The organism is Blastococcus atacamensis, assembly GCF_002938425.1.
GTDB classification, from domain to species: domain Bacteria; phylum Actinomycetota; class Actinomycetes; order Mycobacteriales; family Geodermatophilaceae; genus Blastococcus; species Blastococcus atacamensis.
The window spans coordinates 1-25,899 of the sequence record NZ_POQU01000056.1 but is presented as its reverse complement, the minus strand read 5'-3'; the positions used below and the strand labels follow the sequence as shown (position 1 = coordinate 25,899).

Annotated in this window: 25 protein-coding genes; 16 read left to right on the top strand and 9 right to left on the bottom strand. The window is 72.9% G+C overall.

Features of this window, described 5'->3' with window-relative positions:
- Positions 1-115 precede the first annotated feature (115 nt).
- From C5508_RS13450 to C5508_RS13440, 3 genes are read left to right on the top strand one after another with little or no spacing between them, the layout of a single operon-like run.
- Positions 116-1,132 carry a methionine ABC transporter ATP-binding protein gene (locus tag C5508_RS13450; RefSeq protein ID WP_104525454.1) on the top strand — a complete coding sequence of 339 codons (1,017 nt, stop codon included), beginning with the start codon at positions 116-118 and terminating at the stop codon, positions 1,130-1,132.
- Positions 1,129-1,788, top strand: a complete 660-nt coding sequence (locus C5508_RS13445) for a methionine ABC transporter permease (RefSeq protein WP_104525453.1) — start codon at positions 1,129-1,131, stop codon at positions 1,786-1,788. The genes C5508_RS13450 and C5508_RS13445 overlap by 4 nt, the downstream gene beginning before the upstream one ends.
- 54 nt (positions 1,789-1,842) lie before the next feature.
- Positions 1,843-2,661: a MetQ/NlpA family ABC transporter substrate-binding protein gene (locus tag C5508_RS13440; protein ID WP_104525452.1), complete on the top strand. Its 819-nt coding sequence runs from the start codon at positions 1,843-1,845 to the stop codon at positions 2,659-2,661.
- 60 nt (positions 2,662-2,721) lie between these two features.
- On the opposite strand, the gene C5508_RS13435 is transcribed toward C5508_RS13440, so the two are convergent.
- The 4 genes from C5508_RS13435 to C5508_RS13420 form a co-directional block, all read right to left on the bottom strand.
- Positions 2,722-3,423 (bottom strand): class F sortase, encoded by a 702-nt coding sequence (locus C5508_RS13435; RefSeq protein WP_198598073.1) that lies wholly within the window; start codon positions 3,421-3,423, stop codon positions 2,722-2,724.
- Positions 3,423-4,226 (bottom strand): CHRD domain-containing protein, encoded by an 804-nt coding sequence (locus C5508_RS13430; RefSeq protein WP_198598072.1) that lies wholly within the window; start codon positions 4,224-4,226, stop codon positions 3,423-3,425. Before C5508_RS13430 ends, C5508_RS13435 begins: the two co-directional genes overlap by 1 nt.
- A gap of 144 nt (positions 4,227-4,370) precedes the next feature.
- Positions 4,371-4,652 (bottom strand): GNAT family N-acetyltransferase, encoded by a 282-nt coding sequence (locus tag C5508_RS19975; protein ID WP_198598071.1) that lies wholly within the window; start codon positions 4,650-4,652, stop codon positions 4,371-4,373.
- Positions 4,653-4,865: 213 nt separating this feature from the next.
- Complete coding sequence (locus C5508_RS13420; protein WP_198598070.1) at positions 4,866-5,573, bottom strand: TetR/AcrR family transcriptional regulator; 708 nt, start codon at positions 5,571-5,573, stop codon at positions 4,866-4,868.
- Positions 5,574-5,676: 103 nt separating this feature from the next.
- Between C5508_RS13420 and C5508_RS13415 the strand changes: the two genes are divergently transcribed.
- From C5508_RS13415 to C5508_RS13405, 3 genes are all read left to right on the top strand, one after another.
- Positions 5,677-6,381: a DUF4386 domain-containing protein gene (locus C5508_RS13415; RefSeq protein ID WP_104525451.1), complete on the top strand. Its 705-nt coding sequence runs from the start codon at positions 5,677-5,679 to the stop codon at positions 6,379-6,381.
- A gap of 54 nt (positions 6,382-6,435) precedes the next feature.
- Positions 6,436-7,134, top strand: a complete 699-nt coding sequence (locus tag C5508_RS13410) for an alpha/beta fold hydrolase (protein WP_104525457.1) — start codon at positions 6,436-6,438, stop codon at positions 7,132-7,134.
- Positions 7,135-7,302: 168 nt separating this feature from the next.
- Positions 7,303-8,766, top strand: a complete 1,464-nt coding sequence (locus C5508_RS13405) for an adenylate/guanylate cyclase domain-containing protein (protein WP_198598069.1) — start codon at positions 7,303-7,305, stop codon at positions 8,764-8,766.
- Positions 8,767-8,912: 146 nt separating this feature from the next.
- On the opposite strand, the gene C5508_RS13400 is transcribed toward C5508_RS13405, so the two are convergent.
- Both C5508_RS13400 and C5508_RS13395 read right to left on the bottom strand, forming a co-directional pair.
- Positions 8,913-9,938, bottom strand: a complete 1,026-nt coding sequence (locus tag C5508_RS13400) for a potassium channel family protein (RefSeq protein WP_104525450.1) — start codon at positions 9,936-9,938, stop codon at positions 8,913-8,915.
- An 85-nt stretch (positions 9,939-10,023) separates the two neighbouring features.
- On the bottom strand, positions 10,024-11,769 hold the full coding sequence (locus tag C5508_RS13395; RefSeq protein WP_104525449.1) for a class I adenylate-forming enzyme family protein: 1,746 nt from the start codon (positions 11,767-11,769) through the stop codon (positions 10,024-10,026).
- Between the two features lie 101 nt (positions 11,770-11,870).
- On the opposite strand from C5508_RS13395, the gene C5508_RS13390 reads away from it, so the two are divergent.
- The 4 genes from C5508_RS13390 (at position 11,871) to C5508_RS13375 (ending at position 16,645) form a co-directional block, all read left to right on the top strand.
- Entirely contained in the window at positions 11,871-12,722 is an 852-nt protein-coding gene (locus tag C5508_RS13390; RefSeq protein WP_104525448.1) for a patatin-like phospholipase family protein, read from the top strand.
- A gap of 301 nt (positions 12,723-13,023) precedes the next feature.
- Complete coding sequence (locus C5508_RS13385; protein WP_104525447.1) at positions 13,024-13,548, top strand: 2Fe-2S iron-sulfur cluster-binding protein; 525 nt, start codon at positions 13,024-13,026, stop codon at positions 13,546-13,548.
- On the top strand, positions 13,545-14,540 hold the full coding sequence (locus C5508_RS13380; protein ID WP_104525446.1) for an FAD binding domain-containing protein: 996 nt from the start codon (positions 13,545-13,547) through the stop codon (positions 14,538-14,540). Before C5508_RS13385 ends, C5508_RS13380 begins: the two co-directional genes overlap by 4 nt.
- Complete coding sequence (locus tag C5508_RS13375; protein WP_104525445.1) at positions 14,537-16,645, top strand: xanthine dehydrogenase family protein molybdopterin-binding subunit; 2,109 nt, start codon at positions 14,537-14,539, stop codon at positions 16,643-16,645. The genes C5508_RS13380 and C5508_RS13375 overlap by 4 nt, the downstream gene beginning before the upstream one ends.
- A gap of 2 nt (positions 16,646-16,647) precedes the next feature.
- Here the strand turns inward: C5508_RS13375 and C5508_RS13370 are convergent, their stop codons facing one another.
- Entirely contained in the window at positions 16,648-17,148 is a 501-nt protein-coding gene (locus C5508_RS13370; RefSeq protein WP_104525444.1) for a MarR family winged helix-turn-helix transcriptional regulator, read from the bottom strand.
- Between the two features lie 84 nt (positions 17,149-17,232).
- Between C5508_RS13370 and C5508_RS13365 the strand changes: the two genes are divergently transcribed.
- A complete protein-coding gene (locus C5508_RS13365) occupies positions 17,233-17,796 on the top strand; it encodes a YceI family protein (protein ID WP_104525443.1) in 564 nt (187 codons plus the stop codon).
- A gap of 170 nt (positions 17,797-17,966) precedes the next feature.
- Here the strand turns inward: C5508_RS13365 and C5508_RS13360 are convergent, their stop codons facing one another.
- Positions 17,967-19,529, bottom strand: a complete 1,563-nt coding sequence (locus C5508_RS13360) for an alpha/beta hydrolase fold domain-containing protein (RefSeq protein WP_104525442.1) — start codon at positions 19,527-19,529, stop codon at positions 17,967-17,969.
- A gap of 117 nt (positions 19,530-19,646) precedes the next feature.
- On the opposite strand from C5508_RS13360, the gene C5508_RS13355 reads away from it, so the two are divergent.
- From C5508_RS13355 to C5508_RS13340, 4 genes are all read left to right on the top strand, one after another.
- Entirely contained in the window at positions 19,647-19,988 is a 342-nt protein-coding gene (locus C5508_RS13355; RefSeq protein ID WP_104525441.1) for a hypothetical protein, read from the top strand.
- Positions 19,989-20,090: 102 nt separating this feature from the next.
- Positions 20,091-21,980 (top strand): translational GTPase TypA, encoded by a 1,890-nt coding sequence (typA, locus tag C5508_RS13350; protein WP_104525440.1) that lies wholly within the window; start codon positions 20,091-20,093, stop codon positions 21,978-21,980.
- 265 nt (positions 21,981-22,245) lie between these two features.
- On the top strand, positions 22,246-22,737 hold the full coding sequence (locus C5508_RS13345) for a DUF5994 family protein (RefSeq protein ID WP_104525439.1): 492 nt from the start codon (positions 22,246-22,248) through the stop codon (positions 22,735-22,737).
- Between the two features lie 126 nt (positions 22,738-22,863).
- Positions 22,864-23,844 carry an NAD-dependent epimerase/dehydratase family protein gene (locus C5508_RS13340; RefSeq protein WP_104525455.1) on the top strand — a complete coding sequence of 327 codons (981 nt, stop codon included), beginning with the start codon at positions 22,864-22,866 and terminating at the stop codon, positions 23,842-23,844.
- Between the two features lie 71 nt (positions 23,845-23,915).
- On the opposite strand, the gene C5508_RS13335 is transcribed toward C5508_RS13340, so the two are convergent.
- Positions 23,916-24,905 (bottom strand): sulfite exporter TauE/SafE family protein, encoded by a 990-nt coding sequence (locus C5508_RS13335; protein WP_104525438.1) that lies wholly within the window; start codon positions 24,903-24,905, stop codon positions 23,916-23,918.
- A gap of 754 nt (positions 24,906-25,659) precedes the next feature.
- On the opposite strand from C5508_RS13335, the gene C5508_RS13320 reads away from it, so the two are divergent.
- Positions 25,660-25,899: hypothetical protein (locus C5508_RS13320; protein ID WP_198598068.1), on the top strand; the 240-nt coding region annotated here is incomplete at its 3' end.

The following is a 25,899-nucleotide window of genomic DNA, read 5'->3' as shown; positions in this document are numbered from 1 at the left end:
GGCACAGTCCTGTGCCGCTGACCCCCCGACCCCACCCGCCGCATCCGCACGAGGCCCCGCTGTCCGGCAGACGGCGCGCCCGCTCGCGCCTGCTCACCTCGAGGACCCACTCCCCGTGATCGAACTGAAGGACGTCCGCAAGGTCTTCCCCGCGCGCAGGCAGGCCGGTGAGGTCGTCGCCGTCGACGGCGTCAGCCTCACGGTGGACCGCGGCGAGTTCGCCGGCGTGGTCGGCCCGAGCGGATCGGGCAAGAGCACGCTGGTCCGCCTGGTGAACCTGCTGGAGCGACCGACGTCGGGGTCGGTGACCGTCGACGGGCGGGTGCTGACCGAACTGCCCGACGACCAGGTGCGCCAGGCCCGCCGCTCCATCGGCATGGTGTTCCAGCACTTCGAGCTGCTGGACTCGCGCACCGCGGCGGGCAACGTCGAGCACCCGCTGGAGCTGGCCGGGGTCGGGCGGGCGGAGCGCCGTCGGCGGGCCACCGAGCTGCTGGACCTCGTGGGCCTCGGTGACCGCGCGAACGCCCGGCCCGCCCAGCTCTCCGGCGGTCAGAAGCAGCGCGTGGCCATCGCTCGCGCCCTGGCCGTCCGCCCGACGGTGCTGCTCTGCGACGAGGCCACCTCCGCCCTGGACCAGGCGAGCACCGCCGGTGTGCTGGAGCTGCTGCGCCGGGTGCGCGACGAGCTCGGCCTCACCGTCCTGCTCATCACCCACGAGATGGCCGTCGTGAAGGCCGTCTGCGACAGCGCCGTGCTGCTGGACCGGGGGCGGGTGGTCGACAGCGGCCGGCTGGCCGACGTCCTCACCCGCGAGCGTTCGCCGCTGAGCGACGCCTTGCTCCCCGCGCCGGTGGCCGACGCCGGAGCCGGGCACGGGGGCGCGCTGCTGCGGGTGACCGTCACCGACCGCACCCCCGAGACGCTGGTCCTGCAGACCCTCGTCGGGGAGCTGGGACTGGCCGTCGAGATCGCCGGCGGCTCGGTGGAGACGGTCGCCGGCGGCCGCTACGGCCGGCTGCTCCTGCGGGTCACCGGGGGAGTGGAGGGGCTGGACGACGCCGTGCACCGCCTGAGGGCCGCCGGCGTCCTGGTGGAGCGCGTCGCTGCTGTCGCGGAGGAGGACCGATGAGCGACTGGGCCCGCATCTACCCGCAGCTGCTGGACGCCACCTGGGAAACCCTCTACATGGTGGGCGTCTCGGCCGCGATCACCGTGCTCCTCGGTGTTCCGCTCGGCGTGCTGCTTACCGTCACCGCCCGGGGCGGACTGGCTGCGCGGCCCCTGCTCAACCGGGTCCTCGGCCTGGTCGTGAACCTCGGCCGCGCCCTGCCGTTCATCATCCTGCTGGTCCTGGTCGCCCCCGTCACCCGCGGCATCGTGGGGACGACGATCGGCTCCACCGCGGCGATCGTGCCGCTGACGATCGGCGCCGTCCCGTTCCTCGCCCGGCTGGTGGAGACCAGCCTGCGTGAGGTCGCCGCCGGCAAGGTGGAGGCAGCGCTGTCGATGGGCGCCCGTCGGCGCGACGTCGTCCGCACCGTCCTGCTGCCCGAGGCCCTGCCGTCGCTGGTCGCCGGGGTCACGGTGACCGTCGTCGCGTTGATCAGCTACTCGGCCATGGCCGGGGCGGTCGGCGGCGGCGGGCTCGGCGACTTCGCCATCCGCTTCGGCTACCAGCAGTTCCGCACCGACATCACCCTCGCGACCGTCGTCCTGCTGCTCGTCGTCGTCCAGGCCCTGCAGTGGGCCGGCGACCGCTGGGCGCGATCGCTCGCACACGCCTGATCGCGGCGGCCGCCCGGCCGCCATCCCGCACCACCACCGAGGAGACCCACCACCATGCGCACCCGCTTCCCCGCTCTCCTGGCCGCCACCGCGATGACGGCCCTGCTCACTGCCTGCGGCGGCGGCGACGCCGAACTGTCGGGCGCCGACGAGCCGCTTCGGGTGGGCGCCTCCCCGGTGCCGCACGCCGAGATCCTGCGGTACATCGACGAGAACCTCGCCGAGGACGCCGGCCTGGACCTGGAGATCACGGAGTTCACCGACTACATCCAGCCCAACGTGGCGCTGGACGACGGCTCCCTGGACGCCAACTACTTCCAGACCATCCCGTACCTGGAGGAGCAGGAGGCCAGCGCCGGCTACGACTTCCAGGCGCTGGAGCCGGTGCACATCGAGCCGCTCGGCATCTACTCGAGCACGTTGACCGACCTGGCCGACCTGACCGACGGTGCGACGGTCGCCGTCCCGAACGACCCCACCAACGCCGCGCGGGCGCTGCGCCTGCTCGAGGCCAACGACCTCATCACGCTCGCCGACACCGGCGACGCGGCCCCGACCTCGCTGGACATCGAGGGCAACCCGAAGAACCTCGAGATCTCCGAGGTCGAGGCGGCGCAGGTGCCCCGGTCCCTGACCGACGTCGACATCGCCGTGATCAACGGCAACTACGCCATCGAGGCCGATCTCGTCCCGGCCGAGGACGCCCTGGCGCTGGAGGCGGCCGAAGGCAACCCCAACGCCAACCTGCTCGTGGTGCGCACCGGCGACGAGGACGACGAGCGGATCCAGCAGCTGGAGGAGCTGCTGCACTCCGACGAGGTGCGCCAGTTCATCGAGGACACCTACGAGGGCGCCGTCCTGCCCGCCTTCTGAGCGGTACGTCACGCGCAAGAGCCCCGGTCGGACACGACCGGGGCTCTCGCGTACTCGGGTTCAGGCCACCAGGCCGGCGAAGACGACGATGTTGTCGACGTAGCTCCTGGCCGTGCTGTCGAACGGCCCGCCGCAGGTGATGAGTCGCAGCTGTGGCTCCTCGGTGTTGCCGTAGACGTCGTAGGTCGGGAAGTCCTCCTTGGGCACGACGCGCACCTCCTCCACGGAGAAGGAGACGACGGTCCCGTCCTCGCGGGTGACGTCGATGAGGTCGCCGACCGCGAGGTCGCCCAGCCGGTAGAACACCGACGGCCCGTTCTCGGCGCTGTCGACGTGGCCCTCGATGACCGACGGGCCGACCTGACCGGGCCGGGGGGAGCCGTCGAACCAGGCGGCCTTGTCGTAGTCCGGTCCCGGCTGCGGCACCGCGAGGCTGCCGTCTTGCTGGAGCCCCAGGCTGATCACCTCGGACTCCACCCCGATGGCGGGGATGCGGATCGAGCCCGGGAGGGCGACCGGCGTCGCGTCCGGTGCCGGGGCCGAGGACGGCGGGGGAGCCGCCTCAGGGCTCGCCGGCGGAGGGGAGGGGGTCCCGGTCGTGGTCGAGCTCGCCGGGACCGGCGGATCGGCGTCCTGACCGGCGATCCCGACGCCCACCGCGGTTCCGCCGCCCAGGAGCAGCAGAACGGCCAGGGCCATCAGGGACGCACGGCCGGGACGCCGGGCCGGAGCGATGGGCTCCGGCCCGGCGTCGCCGGTCATCAGCTGTCGGTGGAGGTGCGACGACGGTGCACGAGCAGCGCCGCGCCACCGACGGCGGCCAGGCCGCCGACGGCCATCAGGCCGGCGTTCTCCACACCGGTCGTGGAACCGGCGCCGGCGTCGACGCCACCGTTGGGCATGGAGCCCATCTGGCCGGCGTTCAGCACACCGCAGAGGGCGGGGTCGGTCGCCTCACCGGGCAGCTTGGGGTCGAGGTCGGACATGCCGCGCTCGCCCGCGCTGTAGGTGCCGTCACCGTCGTAGTCGACACCGTGCACGACGACGACGGCCTTGCCGGCGACGATCGCGTCGGCCACGGCCGGGGTCACCTGCGCGTCACCGCGCGAGTACTCGAACTCGCTGCCGACGGCGAAGCGGTCGACGGCCAGGCCGGACTGGGGCGAGGCGTCGCCGGTCTTGGTGAGCGAGACGACGATCTCGCCGTAGGCAGGGGCGCCCTCGGTCGTCGTGAAGTGCTCGTGGGGGTTCGTCTCGCCGGAGAGGGCCGCCGCGTTGTTGTCCGAGGCGCCCGGGCACTCGTTGCGCGCATCGGCACCGAAGTGGATGTGCGCGGCGTGCGGCGCGTCGGCCAGCAGGCCCTGCGCCGCGAGGGTGAAGGACAGGTTGGTGCCGGAGATCTCCACCATTCCCTGGCCCGAGGCGCCCTGGACGGGCTGTCCAGCGATGGGCTGCAGGGAGGCGCTGGCGGTGCCGTCGGCGGCCGCGGCCGGGCCGGCCGAGATCAGCAGGGCGGTGAGGCCGAGGGCGGGAGCGGTCAGCAGTGCGCGTGTCGTCGTCTTCACGAGGACTCCTCACGGTTTCCCCGCGAAGCCTCGTCGTGAGACTCCATCAGGGGTCGCGCGGCCCGTGGACGGCACGACACAGGGTGTTCGGCGCCACCCCCGCAGACGGATTGGTCCGTCACGGAAAAAAATGCAGGTAGGAGCTCAGGCCAGTTCGAGCACGGCGACCGTCTGCTCGCCCGCCAGCTCCCCGGTGGGCCGGAAGCCCACTTCCCGGTAGAAGCCCTCGGGTCCGCCCTCGCCCAGCGCGTAGGTGGTGAACAGCCGGGTGCCGCTGCGGCGGCGGAGCTCGGCCGCCACCGCCTCGACGGCGAACCGGCCGTAGCCGCGCCCCTGCTCCTCGGCGGGGATGCTGAGCCGCCACAGCCCGGAGCGGACGTCGGAGCGCGAGCCGTCGCCGAGCCAGTCGATGTCCAGGAACGCCATGAGAACCCGGCGACCCGGTCGCCGTCGAGGATCAGCCGCGGCCAGGCGACCTCGCAGTGCGCGTACGCCTCGGCCAGGGAGGTGGCGACCGGAGAGACGAAGCGCTCCTGCTCCGGCCGCACCCGGATCGCCATCGCCTCCTCGACGTCGGCGGGCGTGATCGGCTCCAGGCGGGGTGCGGTGCTCACCGGTGCCCCGTAGGGCCGGGAGGGCTCAGCCGTTCGTCGATTCCCAGCCGGAGCGGTGCAGCCGCTCTGCGCCGTCGAGGAGGAGGTCCAGCGCGAACTCGAACTCGGCGTCCTCGTCGCATCCCTGGCCGACCCCCGACAGGTCACCCCCGGTGGCCGCCGTGGCGATGGCCAGGATGCCGGGGAAGCGCTGCGCGAACTCCCGCGCCATGGCAGCCTGCTGCTCCGGGTGGGGAGCCGGCGCGCCAGTGGGTGACTCCTCCTCGAACAGCTCGGGGCTGAAGCCCCAGATCCGGTTGCCGAGGGCGTGCATCACGTGGTGGGTCAGGTCGGGGGAGAGGCCGCCGGCGAGGAACAGTCGCGCCACCGCGTCCATGTGCCCCAGCACGGCCGCCGTCCGGGAGGTCCGGGACTCGATGGCCTTGCGCGCCCAGCGGTGGTGGAGCACGGCCCGGCGCGCACCGAGCACCCGGGCGCGCACCGCTGACCGCCAGTCCGGCGCCGGATCCGGGTTCTCGATCTCAGCCAGGACGAGGTCGACCATGCCGTCGAGCAGCTCGTCCTTGCTCGCCACGTGCTTGTACAGGGCCATGGGGACGACGCCGAGCCGCTGCGCCAGCGCACGCATGCTCACCGCCTCGACGCCTCCCTCGTCGGCGAGCTCCACGGCGGCGTGCAGCACCCGGCCCCTGCTCAGCGGCGCGCGGCCGGCCCGGTCGGTGCCCGGAGCCACTGGGATCCCCTCTCGACGTGCTTGACCTGGTGTACAGCGTACGCCTAGCCTCCTTGGCGTTGGTGTACGCCGTACACCACACCCTGCTTTCGGAGGAGTTCCCATGGGATCGACGAGGACGACCGCCGTCGTCGCGGGCGTGTTCTTCGTGGTCGCGGCGGTCACCGCCGTCGCCGCGCTCGCGCTCTACCAGCCGGCCCTGACCGACGCGGCCTACGTGCTCGGCACGGGGGAGGATCCCGCGGTGCTGCTCGGTGGCCTCCTCGAGGTCGTCCTCGCCGCCTCCTGCATCGGGACCGCGGTGACGCTGTACCCGGTGGTGCGCCGCTACGGGGAGGGCATGGCCCTCGGCTACGTGTGCGGCCGGCTGCTCGAGGCCGCCGTCATCGTCGTCGGGGTGGTGGCCACGCTCTCGCTGGTCACCCTGCGCACCGCGGGAACCGGCACGGACGACGAGGCGCTGGTCGTCGTGGCGCGCGCACTCGTCGCCGTGCACGACTGGACGTTCCTGATCGGACCCGGCCTGGTGATCGGGGTGAACAGCCTCCTGCTCGCGGTGCTGCTGCACCGCTCGCGCCTGGTCCCGCGCGGCATCACCGTGCTGGGCCTGCTCGGTGGTCCGCTCGTCTTCGCCTCGTCGGTCGCGATTCTGTTCGGCGTCTACGACCAGGTCTCCCCCTGGGGGATGCTGGGTGCGGTCGTCGTCGCGGCCTGGGAGATGGCGCTGGCGTACCGCTTGATCGTCACCGGCTTCCGGGCGCCCGCGGAGCCGTCTGCTGGGAGCCTTCCGGTCCCGGCGCCCGCCTGAGCCGGCGCGAGGCGGAGGGTGCGCCCTGTCGGTGCCCTGCCCTACGGTCCGGCCATGGATGTCGTCCTCGTCCCCGGATTCTGGCTCGACGCGTCGTCGTGGGACGAGGTGGTCCCGGTCCTGGAGGCGGCCGGCCACCGCGCCCATCCGCTCACGCTGCCCGGGATGGAGTCGCCCTACGCCGACCGGTCCGGCCTCGGGCTGCGCGACCACGTCGACGCCGTCGTCGCCGCGATCGACCGGCTGGGCGGGGAGGTCGTCCTCGTCGGGCACTCCGGTGGCGGGTCGATCGCACACGGAGCGGTCGATGCCCGGCCGGACCGGGTGGCGCGGGTCGTCTACGTGGACAGCTGGCCGCTCGGCGACGGGGAATGCGTCAACGAGGGCCTGCCGGCGGTGGACGGCGAGGTGCCGCTGCCGGACTGGTCGGTCTTCGGCGAGGACGAGCTGCGCGACCTCGACGAGGAGGCGCGGGGGGCCTTCCGCGCGCGGGCGGTGCCGACGCCGGCCCGGGTGGCGAGCGACCCCCAGCGGCTGAGCGACGAGCGCCGGTACGACGTGCCGGTCACGATCATCGCCTGCGAGTCCCCGAGCGCCGTCCTGCAGGAGTGGATGGCCCAGGGCGCGCCCCCGCTGGCCGAGCTGGCGAAGGTCCGGGACGTCACCTGGGTCGACCTTCCCACCGGTCACTGGCCGCAGTTCACCAGGCCCGCGGAGCTCGGCCGGCTCGTCGTCGACAGCGTCGCTCGCTGATTGGCTCCCATTGCCCGGCCTCGTCCGGGTGAGCCGTTCGGCGGACGGCGCCCGGGTCATCGATCATGATCCGGTGGAGAACCGGAGCGGTCGGCGCCCGAACCCGTGACCAGCAGCGGCGGGACCCGGGGCGGCGTGTGGCGGCGGTTCGCGGACCGTGCGGGCTGGATGCCCAGCGGACGCCTGGCCGTCCCGCTGATCGTGCTCGTCGTCATGGTGGCGAACATGATCGGCGTGGGCACCGTGGTGCTGCTCCTGATCGGCGTCGAGGACGGCAGCAGCACCGCTGCACGGGCCCCGGTGCTGTGGACCGCGGCGGGCTACCTCGTGCTCGCCTTCCCGCTGGGTGGCGTCGCCGGGCTGCGACGGCAGCGGGTCACCAACCGCTGGCTCATGGCGGGCCGTGCCCCGACGGGGGAGGAGGCGCGGCACGCCCTGCGGCTGCCGCTGGACACCGCCGTCATCGCCGGCACAGTGTGGGCTCTCGGCGCGCTCCTCATGGGAGTGGTCTCTGCCTTCTTCTTCCCCGACCCCCGCGTCGGGTGGCGCATCGGGGTGGCGGTGGCCCTGGGCGGCGTCGCCACCGCCGGTGTCACCTACCTCCTGGTCGCCTGGGCGGCGCGTGCGGTGACCGCTCGCGCGCTCGCGGAGCACCCGCCCGTCGGCCGGCTCGCCCTCGGTGTCCGGATCCGCCTGCTGCTCACCTGGGGGCTGACCAGCGGGGTGCCGATGGTCGGCGTCGTCCTGCTCTACGTGGACCCGAGCAATCCGGGCGGCCCGGGGAGGACCGCGGTGGTCTTCCTCGTCGTGGTGGCGTTGCTCGTCGGTGCCCTGGCGACGCTGCTCATCGCCCGTGCCGTCGGCCAGCCGCTGCGTGACCTGCGCCGCGCGGTGCAGCGGGTGGGGGAGGGCGACTACGCCGTCGTCGTCGTCGTCGACGACGCCGGTGAGATCGGCCTGCTGCAGGAGGGCGTGAACTCCATGGCGGCCGGCCTGGCCGAGCGCGAGCGGCTGCGTGACCTCTTCGGCCGGCACGTGGGGACGACGGTGGCCCAGCGGGCGCTGTCCACCGGCGTCTCACTCGGCGGCGAGGAGCGGACGGTGGCCGCGCTGTTCGTCGACATCGCCGGCTCCACGTCGCTGGTGCGCCGCACCGGCCCGGAGCAGATGGTCGGACTGCTCAACCGGTTCTTCGCGATCGTCGTCGACACCATCGAGGACGAGGGCGGCCTGGTGAACAAGTTCGAGGGGGATGCCGCGTTGTGCGTGTTCGGCGCCCCCACCGACCACCCGGACCCGGCCGGCGCGGCACTGCGCGCCGCGCGCCGGATCTGCGGGGCGGTGGCCGAAGCCGGTGAGGTCGACGTCGGCGTGGGCGTGGCCTGCGGCCGGGTGTGGGCCGGGCAGGTGGGTGCGGCCAGCCGCCTGGAGTACACCGTGATCGGTGACCCGGTGAACGAGGCCGCACGCCTCACCGACCTGGCCAAGGACCACCCCGGCCGGGCGATGGCCAGCGAGTCCACGGTGCTCACCGCGGGCGGCGACGAGCGCGACCACTGGGTTCCCGACGCCGAGGTGGAGCTCCGCGGCCGCGACGAACCCACGAGGACCTGGGTACTCAAGACGCGTTGAGGGTCGTCCCGAGCGGGGGCCCGCAGGGTCCCCCGAGGGGTGACGGGCAGGGCTCAGCGCAACCGGGGCACGGCTCCTGGCCGCGGTGCGATCCGGAGGATCGCGATGTCATCGCGGTGTCGTCCGGAGGACGACGATGTAATCAGTTACGGGTGCGAGCGGACCACGACCAGGACGTCGTCGGCCTGCAGGGTGCCGATCAGGGCGTCGTCGAAACGCAGGGTTCGCCCGCTGCGGGTCACCGACAGCACGATGTCGCGCAGCTGACGGGGGCCGAGACCGACCTCGTCGGCGGTGACCGTGCGCTGGTGCAGGTCCAGGCCCTGACCGCCGGTGACCAGGTCCTCGACCACGGCGACCACGCGGGGGGCGTCGGTCGACAGGCCCAGCAGCCGGCCCGAGGTGGCCGAGGTGGTGATGACCGTGTCGGCGCCGGACTGGCGCAGGAGGTTGGCGTTCTCCTCCTCGCGCACGGAGGTGGTGATCGGCACGCTGGGGTTGAGCTGGCGCACGGTGAGGGTGATCAGCACCGACGCGTCGTCGCGGTTGGCCGCCACGATCACCGACCGGGCGCGCTCGACCGAGGCGCGGCGCAGCACCTCGGTGCGTCCGGCGTCGCCGACGACGCCGGTCAGCCCGAGGGAGTTGGCCTCGTCGATGGCCCGCGGGTCCGGGTCGACGACGACGATCTTGTCCGACGGCGTGCCGTTGGCCTGCAGCGAGCGGATGGCGCTGCGGCCCTTGGTGCCGTAGCCGCACACGATGACGTGCTGACGCAAGCGGGACCTCCAGCGACGGATGCGGAACTCCTCGCGCGAGCGCGTGGTGAGCGCCTCGAGGGTGGTCCCGATGAGAACGATGAGGAACAGCACGCGCAGCGGCGTGATGATGGCGAGGTTGATCAGCCGCGCCTGGTCGGTGAGCGGCGTGATGTCGCCGTAGCCGGTCGTGGAGAGCGTGACCGTCGCGTAGTAGGCGGCGTCGAGCAGGGTCACCTGGCCGTCGACATCGCGGTAGCCGTCGCGGTCGACGTAGACGAGGACGACGGTGAGCACGAAGACGAACAGCGCGAACAGCAGGCGCTGGCTCACCGCGCGGGTCGGGGACGGCTCCTCGTGAGCGATCCGGACCCCGGTGTGCTCGGTCACCGGACCGTTCTCGGGCTGTGCCACGACGGCGACCCTAGAGCGCGCCGGGCTCTCCGGCGCGTCGCCGCACCCGAGCGGGGGATGCGGCGACGCGCGGACGGACGGAGGGTCAGCCCTCGGCCATGGCCTCCCGCTCGCGGGCGGCCAGCTCGCGCTTGAGCACCTTGCCTGCCGCCGACACCGGGATGGCGTCGATGAAGCGGACGTCGCGCAGCCGCTTGTACGGCGTGACCTTGTCGTTCACCGCGGTCATGACCGACTCCGCGGTCAGCGCCGCGCCGTCGGCGTCGTCCTTGCGCACGACGTAGGCGACCGGCAGCTCACCGGCCTCCTCGTCGGGCCGCCCGACGACGGCCGCGCCGCCGACCCCGGGCACGGCGAACAGGATCTCCTCCAGCTCGCGCGGGAAGACGTTGTAGCCCTTGTAGAGCAGCATGTCCTTGGTGCGGTCGACGATGGACAGGTAGCCGTCCTCGTCGAGGATGCCGACGTCGCCGGAGTGGAACCAGCCGTCGGCGTCGATCACCTCGGCGGTCGCCTCGGGCCGGTGCGCGTAGCCGCGCATCACCTGCGGGCCGCGGATGCACACCTCGCCCCGCTCGCCGGCCGGCAGCGGGTCGCCGCCGCCCAGCGGCCGGATCGTGATCTCGGTGTCGAAGATCGGCACGCCCACGGTGCCGGCCTTGCGGGTGCCGGACCGGAACGACGGGTTGCCGGTGGCCTGCATCGTGACCTCGGTCAGGCCGTAGCCCTCGCCGATGGTGGCGTTCGGCATGAGCGCCGCCATCTTGTCGATCAGCGACTTGGCCAGCGGCGCCGCGCCGCTGCTGATTCCGCGGACGTTCGAGAGGTCGGCCTCGGCGAACCCGGGCACCTGGAGCAGCGCCACGAAGACCGGCGGAGCTCCGCCGATGGACGTGACCTCGTACTTGGCCATGTCCTCGACGTACCTCACCGGGTCGAAGCGCATGTGGATCACCGTCATGGTGCCGCCCATGACCATGCCGTTGAGGTAGCCGATCGCGCCCATCGCGTGGAACCACGGGGTGAGGTTGATGATCCGGGCCTCGCCGAGGCGGGTGGCGATCTCGTCGGCGCCGAGGACCTGCCGCAGGGTCACGTCGCCGTGCTCGTCGAGCGCCGGCAGGGAGCCCGACGTCCAGCAGCCGGACTGCAGCACGTTGGTGACGACGTTGCGGTGCGGGAGCTCCACTCCCTTGCTGACGCCGGTGGTGCCGCCGGTGTAGGCCAGGTGGGCCAGCGCCTCCGCGGGGTCGAGGTGCGCATCCAGGTGCCGGTCGGTGGGATCGCCGGCCAGCAGGTCGGCGAGGTCGACGTCGCTGTCCTCCAGGCCGTCGAGCCGGGCGGCGAAGTCGAGGACGTGCGCCTCGCCGGTGACGACGACGGTGCGCACCGGGGTCTGCTCCAGGGCGCCCCGGACGAAGGGCAGCACCTGGTCCCAGGTGACCAGCACCGTCGCCCCGGCGTCGGTCAGCTGGGCGGCCAGGTCGGCCGCCGGCAGCAGCGGGTTCGTCGGGGAGAACGTGGCACCGGCCAGGAGGATCCCGTAGTAGAGCGGCGGGTACTGCCGGCAGTTGGGGATGTGCACGGCGACGACGTCGCCGGGGCCGACCCCGGAGTCGGCGAGCCAGGCGGCCACCGCGTGCGCCCGGTCGCCCATCTCGGTGAAGCTCAGCGGGACGTCGTGATCGATGAACGCCGTCCGGTCGCCCCATCGGCGCACCGCCGCCCGCAGGATCGAGCCCACCGGCACGCTGGGGTAGTCCAGCGACCGGGGGAGCCCGGGCGGCCAGCTGGCCGCTGCCGGTGCCGGGGCGGACTGCACGGTGGTCATGCGTTTCCTCTCGTCGGAGAACTCCAGCACACAGCGTGGCCCACGTCACACGCGCTGTCGAGGGTCTGTGGACGGACCGAGGGTCTGTGAGGATGGCGCGCATGAGCGACCAGCGCACCGCCCTCGTCCTCGGCGGCGGTGGCATCACCGGCATCGCCTGGGAGATCGGCGTGCTCGCCGGTCTGGCCGAGGCCGGCCTCGACCTCACCGGCGCCGACCTCGTCGTCGGGACCTCGGCCGGGTCCGTCGTGGGTGCGCAGGTGGCCAGCGGCGCGCCGTTGGAGGAGTTGTACGGCCGCCAGCTCGAGCCGCCTGAGCAGGAGAAGGTGGCCCGGGTCGGACGGGGCACGCTGGCGCGCTACGCCTGGGCGATGCTGACCAGCCGGGGGCGCGACGTGGAGTTCCGCCGCCGCATCGGCGCGCTGGCGCTGGCCGCCGAGAAGGCCGGCCTGACGCCGACCGAGCAGGAGCGGCTCGACGTCATCGGCTCCCGGCTCGTCGCGAAGGAGTGGCCGGAGCGGAACCTGACGATCACCGCGGTCGACGCCGCCACCGGTGAGTTCCGCACCTTCGACCGCGACTCCGGGGTGCCGCTGCTGCAGGCCGTGGCCGCCAGCTGTGCGGTGCCCGGCGTCTACCCGCCGGTGACCATCGAGGGACGGCGGTACGTCGACGGCGGCATGCGTTCCGCGGCCAACGCAGACCTCGCTCACGGCTACGACCGCCTGGTGGTGCTGGCGCCCATCCCGCGCGGCGTCGGCCCGATGGCCAGCGTCGACGCCCAGGTCACCGGCATGCTGTCGCGGGTCGCCGTCGTCTCGCCCGACCAGGCCAGCTCGACAGCGATCGGCCGCAACGTGCTCGACCCCGCCGCCCGGGAGCCCGCCGCGCGGGCCGGGCGCGCGCAGGCGGCGCAGGTCGCCGCCCGGGTCGGGGACGTCTGGGCCGGCTGACCGGCATTCCGGCGTGGACACCGACAGCCCGGACACCGGCGTGGTGTCCCGGGCGCTCTTCGCCGGCGCTGCGAACTGACCGACGGTTACGCCCCCGCGCCGCGCCGCGCCCGACGACGGCTGCGCGACGAGCGAGCCGGCGGAGCCTCCTGACGCAGGGAGGCGGTGAGGACCGTGCGGCTGGGGTGGCGGGAGAGCGCTCCGACGTCGGCGTACTCGCGTCCTGGTCCTGACGGACCCCGCTGGGACGGTTGCGCACGCCATCGTTTGTCCACACGGGGGAGCAGGGCAGGAGCGCGGCGTGGACACCGAGATCACGCTCCGGGTCGACGGCGGCACTCACCCGCTGACCGTGGACACCCGCACGACACTGCTGGACGCGCTGCGCGAGCGGCTGCGGATCACCAGCCCGAAGAAGGGGTGCGACCACGGGCAGTGCGGCGCCTGCACGGTGCTGCTCGACGGGCGCCGGGTCAACAGCTGCCTGGTGCTGGCGGTGACCGTCGACGACGCCGAGGTGACCACCTCCGACGGCCTGGCCGAGGGCGACCGGGAGCACCCCCTGCACCGGGCGTTCCTGGACAACGACGCCTTCCAGTGCGGCTACTGCACCCCCGGGCAGGTCTGCTCCGCGGCCGGGGTGCTCGCCGAGGCCCGTGCCGGCTGGCCCAGCACGGTCACCGACGACCTCACCGCCGCCGACGTCGACCTCACCGACGACGAGATCCGCGACCGGATGAGCGGCAACCTGTGCCGCTGCGCCGCCTACGCGCACATCGTCCCGGCCGTCGCCGCCGTGGCCGAGGCCGAGGGCGTCCGGCGATGAGGGAGTTCCGCTACGAGCGGGCCACCGACGCCGCCTCCGCCGTCGCCCTGCTGGCCGCCGAATCCGACGGAGCGTTCCTGGGCGGGGGCACCAACCTCGTCGACCTCATGAAGCTCGGTGTCGCGACCCCCGGGGTCCTGGTCGACGTCCGCCGGTCGACCTCGACCGAGGTGATCGATCTGCCCGACGGCGGTCTGCGGATCGGCGCCGCGGTGCCCAACGCCGACCTCGCCGCCGACCGCCGCGTGCGCGAGCGCTTCCCCGTGCTCAGCCAGGCGCTGCTGGCCGGGGCGTCCGGGCAGCTGCGCAACCGCGCCACCACCGGGGGGAACCTGCTGCAGCGGACCCGGTGCGGCTACTTCACCGACGTCACCCGGCCCTGCAACAAGCGCGCACCGGGCAGCGGCTGCGGGGCGCTGGAGGGGGTGCACCGCAACCACGCGATCCTCGGGCAGACGCTCGAGGGGCCCGGCACGTGCGTGGCCACCCACCCCTCGGACATGGCCGTCGCGCTCACCGCGCTGGACGCCGTCATCCGGGTCCTGGGCCCCGACGGCGAGCGGGCGGTGCCGATGGCCGACCTGCACCGGCTTCCCGGCGAGGACCCGTCGCGGGACACCACGCTGCGGCACGGCGAGCTGATCACCGCGATCGACCTGCCCGCCCTGGGCATGCCGTCGCGCTACCGCAAGGTGCGCGACCGGGCGTCCTTCGCGTTCGCGCTGGTCAGCATCGCCGCGGCGGTGCGGGTGACCGACGGCGTCGTCGCCGACGCCCGGCTGGCCCTCGGGGGAGTGGCGCACAAGCCCTGGCGGGCGAGCGCCGCCGAGGAGGCGCTGCGCGGCCGCCCGGCGACCGAGGAGTCGTTCGCCGCGGCCGCGGACGCGGAGCTGGCCGCCGCGACGCCGCTGCGCGACAACGGCTTCAAGGTGCCGCTGGCCCGCAACCTCGTCGTCCGCACCCTGCTGCAGCTGACGGAGGGCACCCGATGACCACGATGGACCGCCTCATCGGCGCGGGCGTCGAGCGCCTCGACGGCCCGGCCAAGGTGCGCGGCACCGCGCCCTATGCCTACGAGCAGGACCCCGGCGAGCCCATCTGCCATGTCGCGGTCGTCCAGAGCACGGTCAACCACGGCCGCATCACGCGGCTTGACCCGGCGGCGGCCGAGGCGATGCCCGGGGTGCTGGCCGTGCTCACCCCCGCGAACGCGCCACGGCTCGGGGAGGGGCTTGCGTCGGACCTGCCGGTGCTGCAGTCGCTCGACGTCCACTACCAGGGGCAGATCGTCGCCGCCGTCGTCGCGGAGAGCTCGGAGATCGCCAAGGCGGCCGTGGGCGCCGTCGTGGTCGAGTACTCGGCGGCCGAACCGGACGTCGCGCTCTCCGCCGACCGGCCGGACCTCTACGCGCCGGAGCAGCTCATGGCCGGCTTCGACACCGACTCCGTGATCGGCGACGTCGACGGCGCCCTCGCCACGGCTGCGGCCACGGTCGACGCCACCTACTCCACGCCGACCCAGCACAACAACCCGATCGAGATGCACACCTCGATGGCCCGCTGGGACGAGGACCGGCTGACGTTGTGGGACGCCAACCAGGGCCCGCACAACATCGTGAACGACCTGATGACGGCGTTCGGGCTCGAGCGGGGCCAGGTGCGGGTGATCTCCCCGTACGTCGGTGGCGCGTTCGGGTCGAAGGCCTTCACCCATCCGAACCAGATCCTGGCCGCGATGGCGGCGAAGGTGGTCGGGCGCACCGTCGTCTTCGAGCTCACTCGCCAGCAGATGTTCAGCCTGGTCGGGCACCGGACGCCCACCATCCAGCGGGTACGGCTGGGCGCCGACGCCGAGGGCCGGCTGACCGCCATCAGCCACGAGGTCGTCGAGCACACCTCGCGGATCAACGAGTTCGCCGAGCAGACCGCCACGGCGACCCGGGTGCTCTACGCGGCGCCGCACCGGCGCACCACGCACCGGCTCGCCCGGCTGGACGTGCCGCCGCCGACCATCATGCGGGCGCCGGGGGAGACCCCGGGCCTGTTCGCGCTGGAGTCGGCGATGGACGAGCTCGCCCACGCGGCGGGCATCGACCCGGTGGAGCTGCGGATCCGCAACGAGCCCGAGCGCGATCCCGAACGCGACGTCCCCTGGTCCAGCCGGAACCTGGTCGCCTGCCTGCGCACCGGTGCCGAGCGGTTCGGCTGGGCCGGGCGCGACCTGCGGCCGGGGGTGCGCGAGGACGGCCGGTGGCTGGTCGGCACCGGCGTCGCCTCGGCCACCTATCCGGCCCGCCGCCGCAAGGCGGAGTGCCGGATCACCGGGCACGGCGACGGGCGGTGGACGGTGGAGATCGACGGCTCCGACATCGGCACCGGCGCCTGGACGGCCCTCACCCAGATCGCCGCCGACGCCCTGGGCGTGGAGCTCGGGGCGATCGAGCTGCGGATCGGCGACAGCGACCTGCCCTTCGCCGGCGGGGCGGGCGGCTCCACGGGCCTGGCGTCGTGGGGATCGGCGATCGTGCTCACCGCGCGCGATGTGCGACGGGAGCTGGACGAGCGCTGGGGCGGGCAGCTGCCGGCCGACGGCGTCGTCGTGAAGGGCGAGGTGCCCGGGCCGTCACCGCACGCGCAGGACTGGTCGATGCACGCGTTCGGGGCGCACTTCGTCGAGGTGCGGGTGGACCGCGACACCGGTGAGGTGCGGCTGCCCCGGGCGTCCAGCGTCTACGCGGCGGGCACGATCGTGAACGCGCGCACCGCCCGGTCGCAGTTCCTCGGCGGCTTCAGCATGGGCGTGTCGATGGCGCTGCACGAGGAGTCGGTGGTCGACGAGCGGTTCGGCCACTACGTGAACCATGACCTCGCCGAGTACCACGTGGCGACCAACGCCGACATCGGGGACATCGACATCCACTGGCTCGAGGAGCACGACGCCTACGTCAACGAGCTGGGGATCAAGGGCATCGGCGAGATCGGCATCACCGGCGCCGCGGCCGCGGTGGCGAATGCCTACTGGCACGCCACAGGGCTGCGGGTGCGTGACCTCCCCATCACGCCCGACAAGTACTTCCGGGAGCTAGGGCTCGGGTGAGGTCAGCGGGCGCGGGTCGGGTCGAGGTGACGCAGCAGCGTCTCCCCGACATCACGCATGTTCGCGACCTGCTCAGGCGTGAGCTGGTCGAACAGCTCCCGCCGGACGCCCTCGACGTGGACGGGGGCTGCGCCCTCGAGCGCGGCGAAGCCCTCCTCGGTGAGGACGGCGAGCTGCCCGCGACCGTCCTCGGCGCAGACCTGCCGCCGCACCCAGCCCCGCTCCTCCAGCCGGGAGACCGCGTGCGAGAGCCGGCTGCGGGAGGACAGGCACCGGTCGGCCAGCTCGCTCATCCGCATCATCCGCTCGGGCGTCTCGGACAGCGCCACCAGGATCTCGTAGTAGGCGTGGGAGATGCCGGTGCGGTGGGTGAGGTCCCGGTCGAGCCGGTCCAACAGCAGCTGGGCGCTGTAGAGCCACGCCCGCCAGGCCTTCTGCTCGTCGGCGTCGAGCCAGCGGGTCTCACCCGAGGGGACGGAGTGCGGCGACACGGGCGATGTCATGCGTCCAGAGTACTGGCGGAATAGTTCAACGCTCAACTATGGTTCCTCCAACGACAGCACGACCGCTCAACCAGGGAGATCGCAATGACCAGCAGCACCTCCGTCCAGATCCCCGGCTACATCGCCGGCACCTGGGACATCGACGCCAGCCACTCCACGGTCGGCTTCTCCGTCCGCCACATGATGGTCAGCAAGGTGCGCGGCTACTTCCGTGAGTTCTCCGGCGAGATCACGACCGCCGAGGACCCGACGCAGTCCACCGTCACCGCCACCGTGGACATGGACTCGATCGACACCCGTCAGGAGCAGCGCGACGCGCACATCAAGTCCGCTGACTTCTTCGACGTCGGCAACCACACCGTGATGACCTTCCGCTCCACCACCGTGAAGACCGACGGCGCCGACTGGACCGTCGAGGGCGAGCTCACCCTCAAGGGCATCACCAAGCCGGTCACCCTGGACCTCGAGGTCAACGGCTTCGGGCCGGACGCCTACGGCGGCACCCGCGCCGGCTTCTCCGCCCGCACCGAGATCTCCCGCAAGGAGTTCGGCGTCGACATCGACATGCCGATGGACGGCGGCGGCGTCGTCGTCGGCGACAAGATCGCCGTCGAGCTCGAGATCGAGGCCGTGCTCCGCTCCGCCTGAGGAAGGACCCCGTCCTCCTCACCCTTCGCAAGCTCAGGGCGAGCCTCGGGACGGGGCCGTGCAGCACATCACCAGGGGGCCCCGGACGCACTCGCGTCCGGGGCCCTCGCCGTGTCAGCGCCGGCGCCCGGCTCCGTCCCCGATCGGAGGCCGGACCGGGCGGCCGGCGGTCACACGCGCGTCGCGCTGAACGCCCGCAGGAAGTGCTCGGCCGCCGCCTGCTGCGCCTGCTCGGCCTTGTCCAGCACCGCGGCGGCACCGAAGAACTCGTGCATCACGCCGGCGTAGTACTCCTGCGTCGTCGGAACTCCGGCCGCCTCCAGGTTCTCGGCGAACTTCTGCCCCTGGCTGCGCAGGACATCGCGCTCGTCGGTGATCACGAGGGTGGGAGGCATGCTCGCCAGCTGCTCGGTGGTCCAGCCGAGGAGGTCGATCCGCGGGTCCTCGGCGGCGTCCGGCTTCCCCTCGAACGCGTGCATCGCCATCCAGCTCAGCAGCGCGCGGTTCAGCGGCCGGCCGTCAGCGGCGTCGTCCATCGACTCGCCGAACTGCTCGCCGGTGGTGAGCGGGTACACGCACACCTGGGCCAGGGGCACCGGCTGGCCGTTGGCGGCCAGCTGCAGACAGGTGGCCGCCGACATGTTGCCGCCCACCGACTCCCCACCGATCGCGACCCGGGAGGCGTCGCCGCCGAAGGACGCCGCGTTCTGCAGCACGTAGTGGTAGGCGGTAAGGACATCGTCGTGCGCAGCCGGGAATACCGCCTCGGGCGCCCGCCGGTAGTCCGGAGTGACGACGATGGCGCCGGTCTTGTTGGTCAAGCCCCGGCACGAGGCGTCGTAGTGGTCGTCGATGTCGAACAGGACCCAGCCGCCCCCGTGGATCCACACGATGACGGGCAGGGGAGCGGTGCCGGCGTCCACCGGCTTGTAGACCCGGAAACGCTGCATGCCCCCGGCACCGTCGGGGATCTGCAGGTCCTCGATCGATCCCACCGGCTCCGGCCCCTCGATGCCGCGCTCGGCCATGACCTTCTCGACGGCATCCTTCGGGCCGGGCTGCTTGCGGGCCATCTCGGGGGTGAGGATCTCGAAGGGGAGCGGGCCGAGGGAGGAGTGGGCGTCGACGATGGCCTGCGCCTGCGGGTCGAGCAGCCCGGAGGCGTCCGTGGCCGCCTCCTTCTGCTTGCCCGACAGGACGTCGCGGACATGGTCCAGCGGCTTGGCGAGCATGCCCGCGATCCGCTCGGCGAGGCCCTCGTCCGGCGCGTTCGGGTGCGGGCGCGTCGGAGCCTGCCGCTTGGCGGCCAGGAACTTCTTGCCCAGCTGGGCCATGCGCTCCGGTCCGGCCTTCCGTCGGAACTCCGGCAGCTCCTCGTCCTCCTCGTCGTGGACGTGGTGGCGGACGACGCGGATCAGGTCGGTGACCGCCTGCTCGAACTCGGGCTCGCCCGGCTCGGTGCGGCCGAGGGTGACGAGCAGCTCCTTGATCTCCTGGTGCTCGTGCTCGGCGTCGTCGTGCTCGTCCTGCATGCCGAGCTCGGTCCACAGCGGGTAGAGCACCGTCTCCTCGGCGAAGGCGTGCAGCGCGAGCTCGATGGAGATCTGGTCGACCAGCACCCGGCGGTTCCCGCGGCCGGCCTCCAGGTGCTGGAACTGCCGCTCGACGATCGCGTGGTCGTCGGCGATGAGGTGGTCGATGTCGCCGGGCAGGGTCGCGTAGGACAGGGGCATGCGGGTTCTCCTCGGGTCGGGCCACGGAGCGATCCGGCAGCCTGCTGTTTCTCGCCCTACCCGGTCGCCGACCAGCCAACCCGGGCCCGCGGCACAGGGGTGTGGACACTGGAGGGCATGTCGACCTCGGCCCTCGCCCGGATCCCCGCCTCCCTGCTGGTCGCCGTCGGTCTCGCCGCCGGCTTCGGGATCGCGCAGAGCACCGGTATCCGCGCGCTGGGCGGCGCGGTCTTCGCCGTCTGCGGCATCGGCGCGGGCTGGATCGCCGCTCGCCGGCGCGGTCCGGCCGTCACCGCGGCCCTGGCTGCGCTCTACGTCGGGGCGTTCGTCCTGGCCCACGTGCTGGCGTTGGGGGCCGGCTTCCCCGCCTGGTTCGCGGTGAGTCTGGTCACTGTTGCCGCCGCAGGGGTGACCTACGGGGTGGTCGACAGGCCGCAGACGCCGGTGCCCGCGCGTTGAGCACATAGAGTGGAGGGAAGGTCGCGGCGTCAGAAGCTGTTGACCTGATGCCCGCGCGCGTCCGCGCGGCGCGATCCCGAGCTCCCCGAGGTGCCCTTCCGCATGCCCACCCGCAACGACCTGCGCAACGTGGCGATCGTCGCCCACGTCGACCACGGCAAGACGACCCTGGTCGACGCCCTCCTCCGCCAGGCCGGCGCTCTCGGCCGGTCCAAGGGCGAGGGGACGGACAACGACTCCACGCAGGACCGCGTGATGGACTCGATGGACCTCGAGCGCGAGCGCGGCATCACCATCCTTGCCAAGAACACGGCCATCCGCCTGGCCGACGACGACGGCAACCCTGTCGTCGTCAACATCGTCGACACCCCCGGTCACGCGGACTTCGGCGGTGAGGTCGAGCGCGGCCTGTCCATGGTCGACGGCGTCGTCCTGCTCGTCGACGCCTCCGAGGGCCCGCTCCCGCAGACCCGCTTCGTGCTGCGCAAGGCGCTCGGCAAGGGGATGCCGGTCATCCTCGCGGTCAACAAGACCGACCGCGCCGACGCCCGCATCGAAGAGGTCGTCGACGAGTGCTACGAGCTGTTCATGGAGCTCATGGAGGACGCCGGCATGCACGCCGACGCCCTCGAGTTCCCGATCGTCTACTGCAACGGCCGGACCGGCCAGGCCTCGCTCAACCGCCCGGAGAACGGCACCGTCCCGGACAGCGAGGACCTCGCGCCGCTGGTGAAGACGCTGCTCGACACGATCCCGGCGCCGAGCTACGACGCCGAGGAGCCGCTGCGCGCGCAGGTCACGAACCTCGACGCCTCGCCGTTCCTGGGCCGCCTGGCGCTGCTGCGCATCCACTCCGGTGAGATGAAGCGCGGCCAGCAGGTCGCCTGGTGCAAGGTCGACGGCACCATCAAGAACGTCAAGATCACCGAGCTGCTGGTCACCGAGGGCCTCACCCGCACCCCGGCCGAGAGCGCCGGCCCCGGCGACCTCGTCGCCATCGCCGGCATCGAGGACATCATGATCGGCGACACCCTCGCCGACCCGAACGACCCGCGCCCGCTGCCGCCGCTGACCGTGGACGAGCCGTCGATCTCGATCACCATCGGGATCAACACCTCGCCGCTGTCGGGCAAGTCGGGGAAGAAGCTGACCGCCCGTCTGATCAAGAACCGCCTCGACCAGGAGCTGGTCGGAAACGTCTCGGTGCGCATGCTGCCCACCGACCGTCCCGACACCTGGGAGATGCAGGGCCGCGGCGAGCTGGCGCTGGCCATCCTCGTCGAGCAGCTGCGGCGCGAGGAGTTCGAGCTCACCGTCGGCCGCCCGACCGTCGTCACGAAGATGGTCGACGGCAAGCTGCACGAGCCGGTGGAGCGGGTCACGATCGACACCCCGGGTGAGTACGTCGGCACCCTGACCCAGGCGCTGGCGACCCGTCGCGCGCGGCTGGAGAACCTGGTGCACCACGACACCGGCTGGGCGCGGATGGAGTACATCGTCCCGTCGCGCGGCCTGATCGGGTTCCGTACCGAGTTCCTCACCGAGACCCGCGGCACCGGCGTCCTCAACCACAACCTCGAGGGCTACGAGCCGTGGCTGGGCGACATGCGCGCCCGCCCGACCGGCTCGCTGGTCGCCGACCGCCAGGGCGTCGCGACGACGTACTCGATGTTCTCGCTGCAGGAGCGCGGCCAGCTCATGGTCCAGCCGGGCACCGAGGTCTACGAGGGCATGATCGTCGGTGAGAACTCCCGTCCGGACGACATGGACGTGAACATCACCAAGGAGAAGAAGCTCACCAACATGCGCAAGTCCACGTCCGAGGAGCTGGAGCGGCTGATCCCGCCGAAGATCCTCAACCTGGAGCAGGCGCTGGAGTTCTGCGCCGAGGACGAGTGCGTCGAGGTCACCCCGGGCAGCGTCCGCATCCGCAAGGTGGTGCTGGACCAGACCGAGCGCGGCAAGTCCAAGAACCGCAAGCCCAAGCCGTAGAAGGACCCCGTCCTCCTCACCCCTCGCAACCTCGGGGTGAGCCTCTGGACGGGGCCGTTCCAGCACGTCGACCGCCCCCGTCTCGCATCGCGCGAGGCGGGGGCGTTGTCGTGGTTGGAAGGTCACGAATCGTGATGACCTGCCGATAGGGGGCGGCGCGCCCGGGCGGCACACGACGGGCCGGGCGTGCCATGCGGCCTAGGTTCGTGTCGGGGCCGTGTACGACCGTGCCCCACGGCGAGCGACGAGAGGTGGCCGAAGGCTGATGACGACGATCACCCGTGCGGTTCCGGCGAGCGAGGGCTTCCGGGGTGGGATCGACGTCCGCGTGAGCCTGCGGGACGACGCCGGTTCCGGCCGTTCCGCCTTCGACGGCGCGTGGTTCCCGCGTAGCCGTGAGCTGGCCGTGGAGCTTCCGGAGCTGATCGCCGCACTGGAGCGGCGGGGGGTGCGCGTCGAGCGGTTCACCTACCCGCTGGACGCCTGGGAGCCGGTCGACCGCAAGCTGGAGGTCCTGGGTCGCACGGTGCGCACCGGCGGCTTCCGCAGCATGGACCCCGGCGTCGTCTGCCTGATCTGGGCTGGGGGGACCCGCCGGGCGGATCTGCTGGTCGTGCCGCCGGAGACCGACGTCCTCACCGGTGCCCGCGCCCTGCGGCTGTGCACCCGCCGGGGGCTCCCGTCGTCGCCGCAGATGGTGATGGCCGCGGCCCGATCCACCCCGCTGCCGCAGGTCCCCGCCTCCCGCGCCGTGTAGGAGAAGGGACCCCGTCCCTCTCCCCGCTCCCACGCTCGCGGCGAGCCTCCGGACGAGGCCGACGGGGCTTACGCCAAGCGCGAACCCGCTGGACGGCGGGGGAGCGGCTGGGCTGGAGTGACCGCCATGAGACTCCTCGTCCTCGGCGGCACGCACTTCCTCGGCCGGCACGTGGTCGGGGCGGCGCTCGAGCGCGGTCACGAGGTCGCCACCTTCACCCGGGGGGTCTCGGGGGCGCCGCCGGAGGGTGCACGGGCGCTGTGCGGCGACCGCGACGACCCAGCAGCTCTACCGGCGGCCCTCGACGGGTGGCGGCCCGAGCTCGTCGTCGACACCTCCTGCCAAACCCGCGCGGCCGCCGACAACGCCGCTGCCGTGCTCGGCGGGGTGGCCGGCTACGCCTTCGTCAGCAGCTTGAACGCCTACCGGGACTGGCCGCCCGGGCCGATCGGGCCCGAGGACGCGCAGCCGACCTGGGGCACCGATGACGACGACTACGGGCCGAACAAGGCGCACGCCGAGCGGGTGCTGGCCGAGGCCGTGGGTCCGGCCTTCCTCACCGCCCGCGCCGGCCTCGTCGTGGGACCGCACGACCCGGTGTACCGCCTGGGCTGGTGGCTGGACCGCATCTCCCGGGGCGGCCGGATCGTCGTGCCGGCGGAGGGCCTGGACCAGCCGATCTCGCTCGTCGACGCCCGCGACCTCGCCGTCTGGCTGGTGGGGATGGCCGAGCGCGGGCAGGGCGGGGCGGTCAACGCGAAGGGCCCGGTCGGCAGCACCACCTACGGCGGTCTGCTGGACGTGTGCCGCGACGTCACCGGAGGCGATGCGGAGTGGGTGCCGGTGCCCGAGGACGACCTGGTGGCCACAGGCGTGCAGGAGTGGGTGCACCTCCCGCTCTGGCTGCGGCACGAGGAGGCGCGCACCGCCTGGGACGTCGACACGACCCGCGCCCGGGAGCTGGGGCTGACCACCCGCCCCCTGGAGGCGACGGTCGCCGACACCTGGGCCTGGATGCAGACGTCCGAGCGGCCGCCGCTGCCCACGCACCGTCCCGCGCCCGGCCTGCCCGTCGAGCTGGAGGAGCGCCTCCTCGCCGGCCGCTGAACGGTGCGCCAGGACGGCTTCCGCAGGGGCCCGCCGCGAGCGGGCGAGCGGTGGGGCGGAGGGGCGTTTCCCTAGTCGCGCAGGTCGCTCGGCCGGCCGGCGCCGATGGGCTGCGCATTGGTCACGCGGGCGTCGTCGACGTCGGCGACGACGTTGCGCTCGGCCACCGCGGCGACCGCGTCCGCGGACTCCGTCGCGGTGTCCTTGCGGTACTCCCGGAAGGAGTGGACGACGGCCAGGGCCCACACCACGACGAGCACGGCGTAGAGGGAATAGGCGAGGCCGTCGGAGGCATCGATCCAGTCGCTGCGCAGCAGGGTGCGGACGTTGGTGACGACGATGATGCCGCCGACCAGGGAGCCCAGCAGCCGCGGCGGGATGTACCGGACCAGCCAGGCGGCGATCGGAGCGGCGATCAGACCGCCGGCGAGCAGACCGACGACCCACAGCATGTCGATGCCCTGCGAGCCGAGTGCGAAGAGGAAGCCGAGGCTGGCCGCCAGCGCGACGAGGAACTCGGAGGTGTCGATCGAGCCGATGACCTTGCGCGGCTCCATCCGGCCACTGGCCAGCAGCGCCGGCGTGCCGACCGGGCCCCAGCCGCCGCCGCCGGTGGCGTCGACGAAGCCGGCCACCAGGCCCAGTGGGCCGAGGAAGCGCTTGCGCACCGGCTTGCCCAGGTTGCGCCGGTCGATGCCGCGCAGGGTGAAGCGCACCAGGATGTAGGCGCCGAGGGACACCAGGATCACCGACATCACCGGGGCGGCGAGCTCGGTGGAGAGGTTCGACAGGAACGTCGCGCCGGCGAAGGCGCCGGCCGCGCCGGGCACGCCGACCTTCGCGACGACCTTCCAGTCGACGTTGCCGAACTTCCAGTGCGAGACCCCCGAGGCCAGCGTGGTGCCGATCTCCGCGAGATGGATCGTGGCCGACGCGGCGGCGGGGTTGGTGCCCAGGGCCAGCAGCAGCGTCGTCGAGGTGACGCCGTACGCCATGCCGAGGCTGCCATCGACGAGCTGGGCGCCCAGGCCGGCGAGGGCGATCAGGATCAAGGTCTTCACGGGGAAGGGACTCCGGTCTCACGGGAAGCCGCGGCAGGCGGCCTGACAGGGGGTCGAGCTGGCGCCGGGAACGGCGCGGCAGGTCAGGACCCCGGACAGGCGGCGGTGCAGACGCGCAGCAGATCGACGTGCAGTCGGCTCACGAGGAGGAGCGCCGTCGACCGTGTCACGGAGATATGTCTACCAGAGTCGTGGACTTAGGGCGGATTGCAGTCCAGGACAGTGATGTGGCGCACTGCGGGCGGGCACCCCTCCTAGGCGACGTTCTCGGCGGATCGGGCCGGGACCAGCAGCGCGACACACTCCACGTGCGCCCTCATCCGGTCCACGTCCCGCCGGACGACCACGCAGGTCGGGCGGTGGAGAACGGGCATCAGCAGAAGGGCTCCCGCGTCCTCGAGGCGTCGCGAGCCATCGAGCGCCCTCCGCGGGAGGCGGAGGAGCAGTGCGCGGGACATCTGCATCGTCGGGAACCCCTCGCTGGACACGCGCGGCGTCGACGAGCCCTGGCGCCGGACCCCGATCGGCGTTAGCCTCCGATAAGTCATCGTTCGATTACCGTGAGTCAACGATTACCCCGGCCCCCCTCGCCCGATCCTGCCCGCAGCACCGGCGCGGGCGCGACGCCCGCGCCGTGCCCGCCACCTCTGCCGCCGCTCTCGCCGCCGCCGGCATCGCCGCCCACATCTCCGACACGTCTCCGATCGCGTCATCCACGCGGTCGCCCGCCGACTGACAGAGGACGACCAACGCCATGAACAAGCGCAACCTGGCTGCTCTGGCAGCTCTCACCCTGGTCGGTGCCACCGGCCTGGCCGGGGCAGCCCTGGCGCGCACCGAGCCCGCCACCGGCGTCCCGGTGGACTCCAACGGCAACACCGTGCAGGTGGTGACCGTCGAGGAGTTCGACGCCGCCATCGCCGACCTGCAGGCCCAGCTCGACGCCGCGACCAGCGAGACGCCGACCGAGCCTGAGCCGGCTGCGCCGGAGCCT

Bases quoted from the DNA above. Each gene is read 5' to 3' on its own strand.
- C5508_RS13445 (WP_104525453.1), top strand. From the start codon at position 1,129: ATGAGCGACTGGGCCCGCATCTACCCGCAGCTGCTGGACGCCACCTGG.
- C5508_RS13440 (WP_104525452.1), top strand. From the start codon at position 1,843: ATGCGCACCCGCTTCCCCGCTCTCCTGGCCGCCACCGCGATGACGGCC.
- C5508_RS13435 (WP_198598073.1), bottom strand. From the start codon at position 3,423: ATGACCGGCGACGCCGGGCCGGAGCCCATCGCTCCGGCCCGGCGTCCC.
- C5508_RS19975 (WP_198598071.1), bottom strand. From the start codon at position 4,652: ATGGCGTTCCTGGACATCGACTGGCTCGGCGACGGCTCGCGCTCCGAC.
- C5508_RS13415 (WP_104525451.1), top strand. From the start codon at position 5,677: ATGGGATCGACGAGGACGACCGCCGTCGTCGCGGGCGTGTTCTTCGTG.
- C5508_RS13410 (WP_104525457.1), top strand. From the start codon at position 6,436: ATGGATGTCGTCCTCGTCCCCGGATTCTGGCTCGACGCGTCGTCGTGG.
- C5508_RS13405 (WP_198598069.1), top strand. From the start codon at position 7,303: ATGCCCAGCGGACGCCTGGCCGTCCCGCTGATCGTGCTCGTCGTCATG.
- C5508_RS13395 (WP_104525449.1), bottom strand. From the start codon at position 11,769: ATGACCACCGTGCAGTCCGCCCCGGCACCGGCAGCGGCCAGCTGGCCG.
- C5508_RS13390 (WP_104525448.1), top strand. From the start codon at position 11,871: ATGAGCGACCAGCGCACCGCCCTCGTCCTCGGCGGCGGTGGCATCACC.
- C5508_RS13380 (WP_104525446.1), top strand. From the start codon at position 13,545: ATGAGGGAGTTCCGCTACGAGCGGGCCACCGACGCCGCCTCCGCCGTC.
- C5508_RS13375 (WP_104525445.1), top strand. From the start codon at position 14,537: ATGACCACGATGGACCGCCTCATCGGCGCGGGCGTCGAGCGCCTCGAC.
- C5508_RS13370 (WP_104525444.1), bottom strand. From the start codon at position 17,148: ATGACATCGCCCGTGTCGCCGCACTCCGTCCCCTCGGGTGAGACCCGC.
- C5508_RS13365 (WP_104525443.1), top strand. From the start codon at position 17,233: ATGACCAGCAGCACCTCCGTCCAGATCCCCGGCTACATCGCCGGCACC.
- C5508_RS13360 (WP_104525442.1), bottom strand. From the start codon at position 19,529: ATGCCCCTGTCCTACGCGACCCTGCCCGGCGACATCGACCACCTCATC.
- C5508_RS13355 (WP_104525441.1), top strand. From the start codon at position 19,647: ATGTCGACCTCGGCCCTCGCCCGGATCCCCGCCTCCCTGCTGGTCGCC.
- typA (WP_104525440.1), top strand. From the start codon at position 20,091: ATGCCCACCCGCAACGACCTGCGCAACGTGGCGATCGTCGCCCACGTC.
- C5508_RS13345 (WP_104525439.1), top strand. From the start codon at position 22,246: ATGACGACGATCACCCGTGCGGTTCCGGCGAGCGAGGGCTTCCGGGGT.
- C5508_RS13340 (WP_104525455.1), top strand. From the start codon at position 22,864: ATGAGACTCCTCGTCCTCGGCGGCACGCACTTCCTCGGCCGGCACGTG.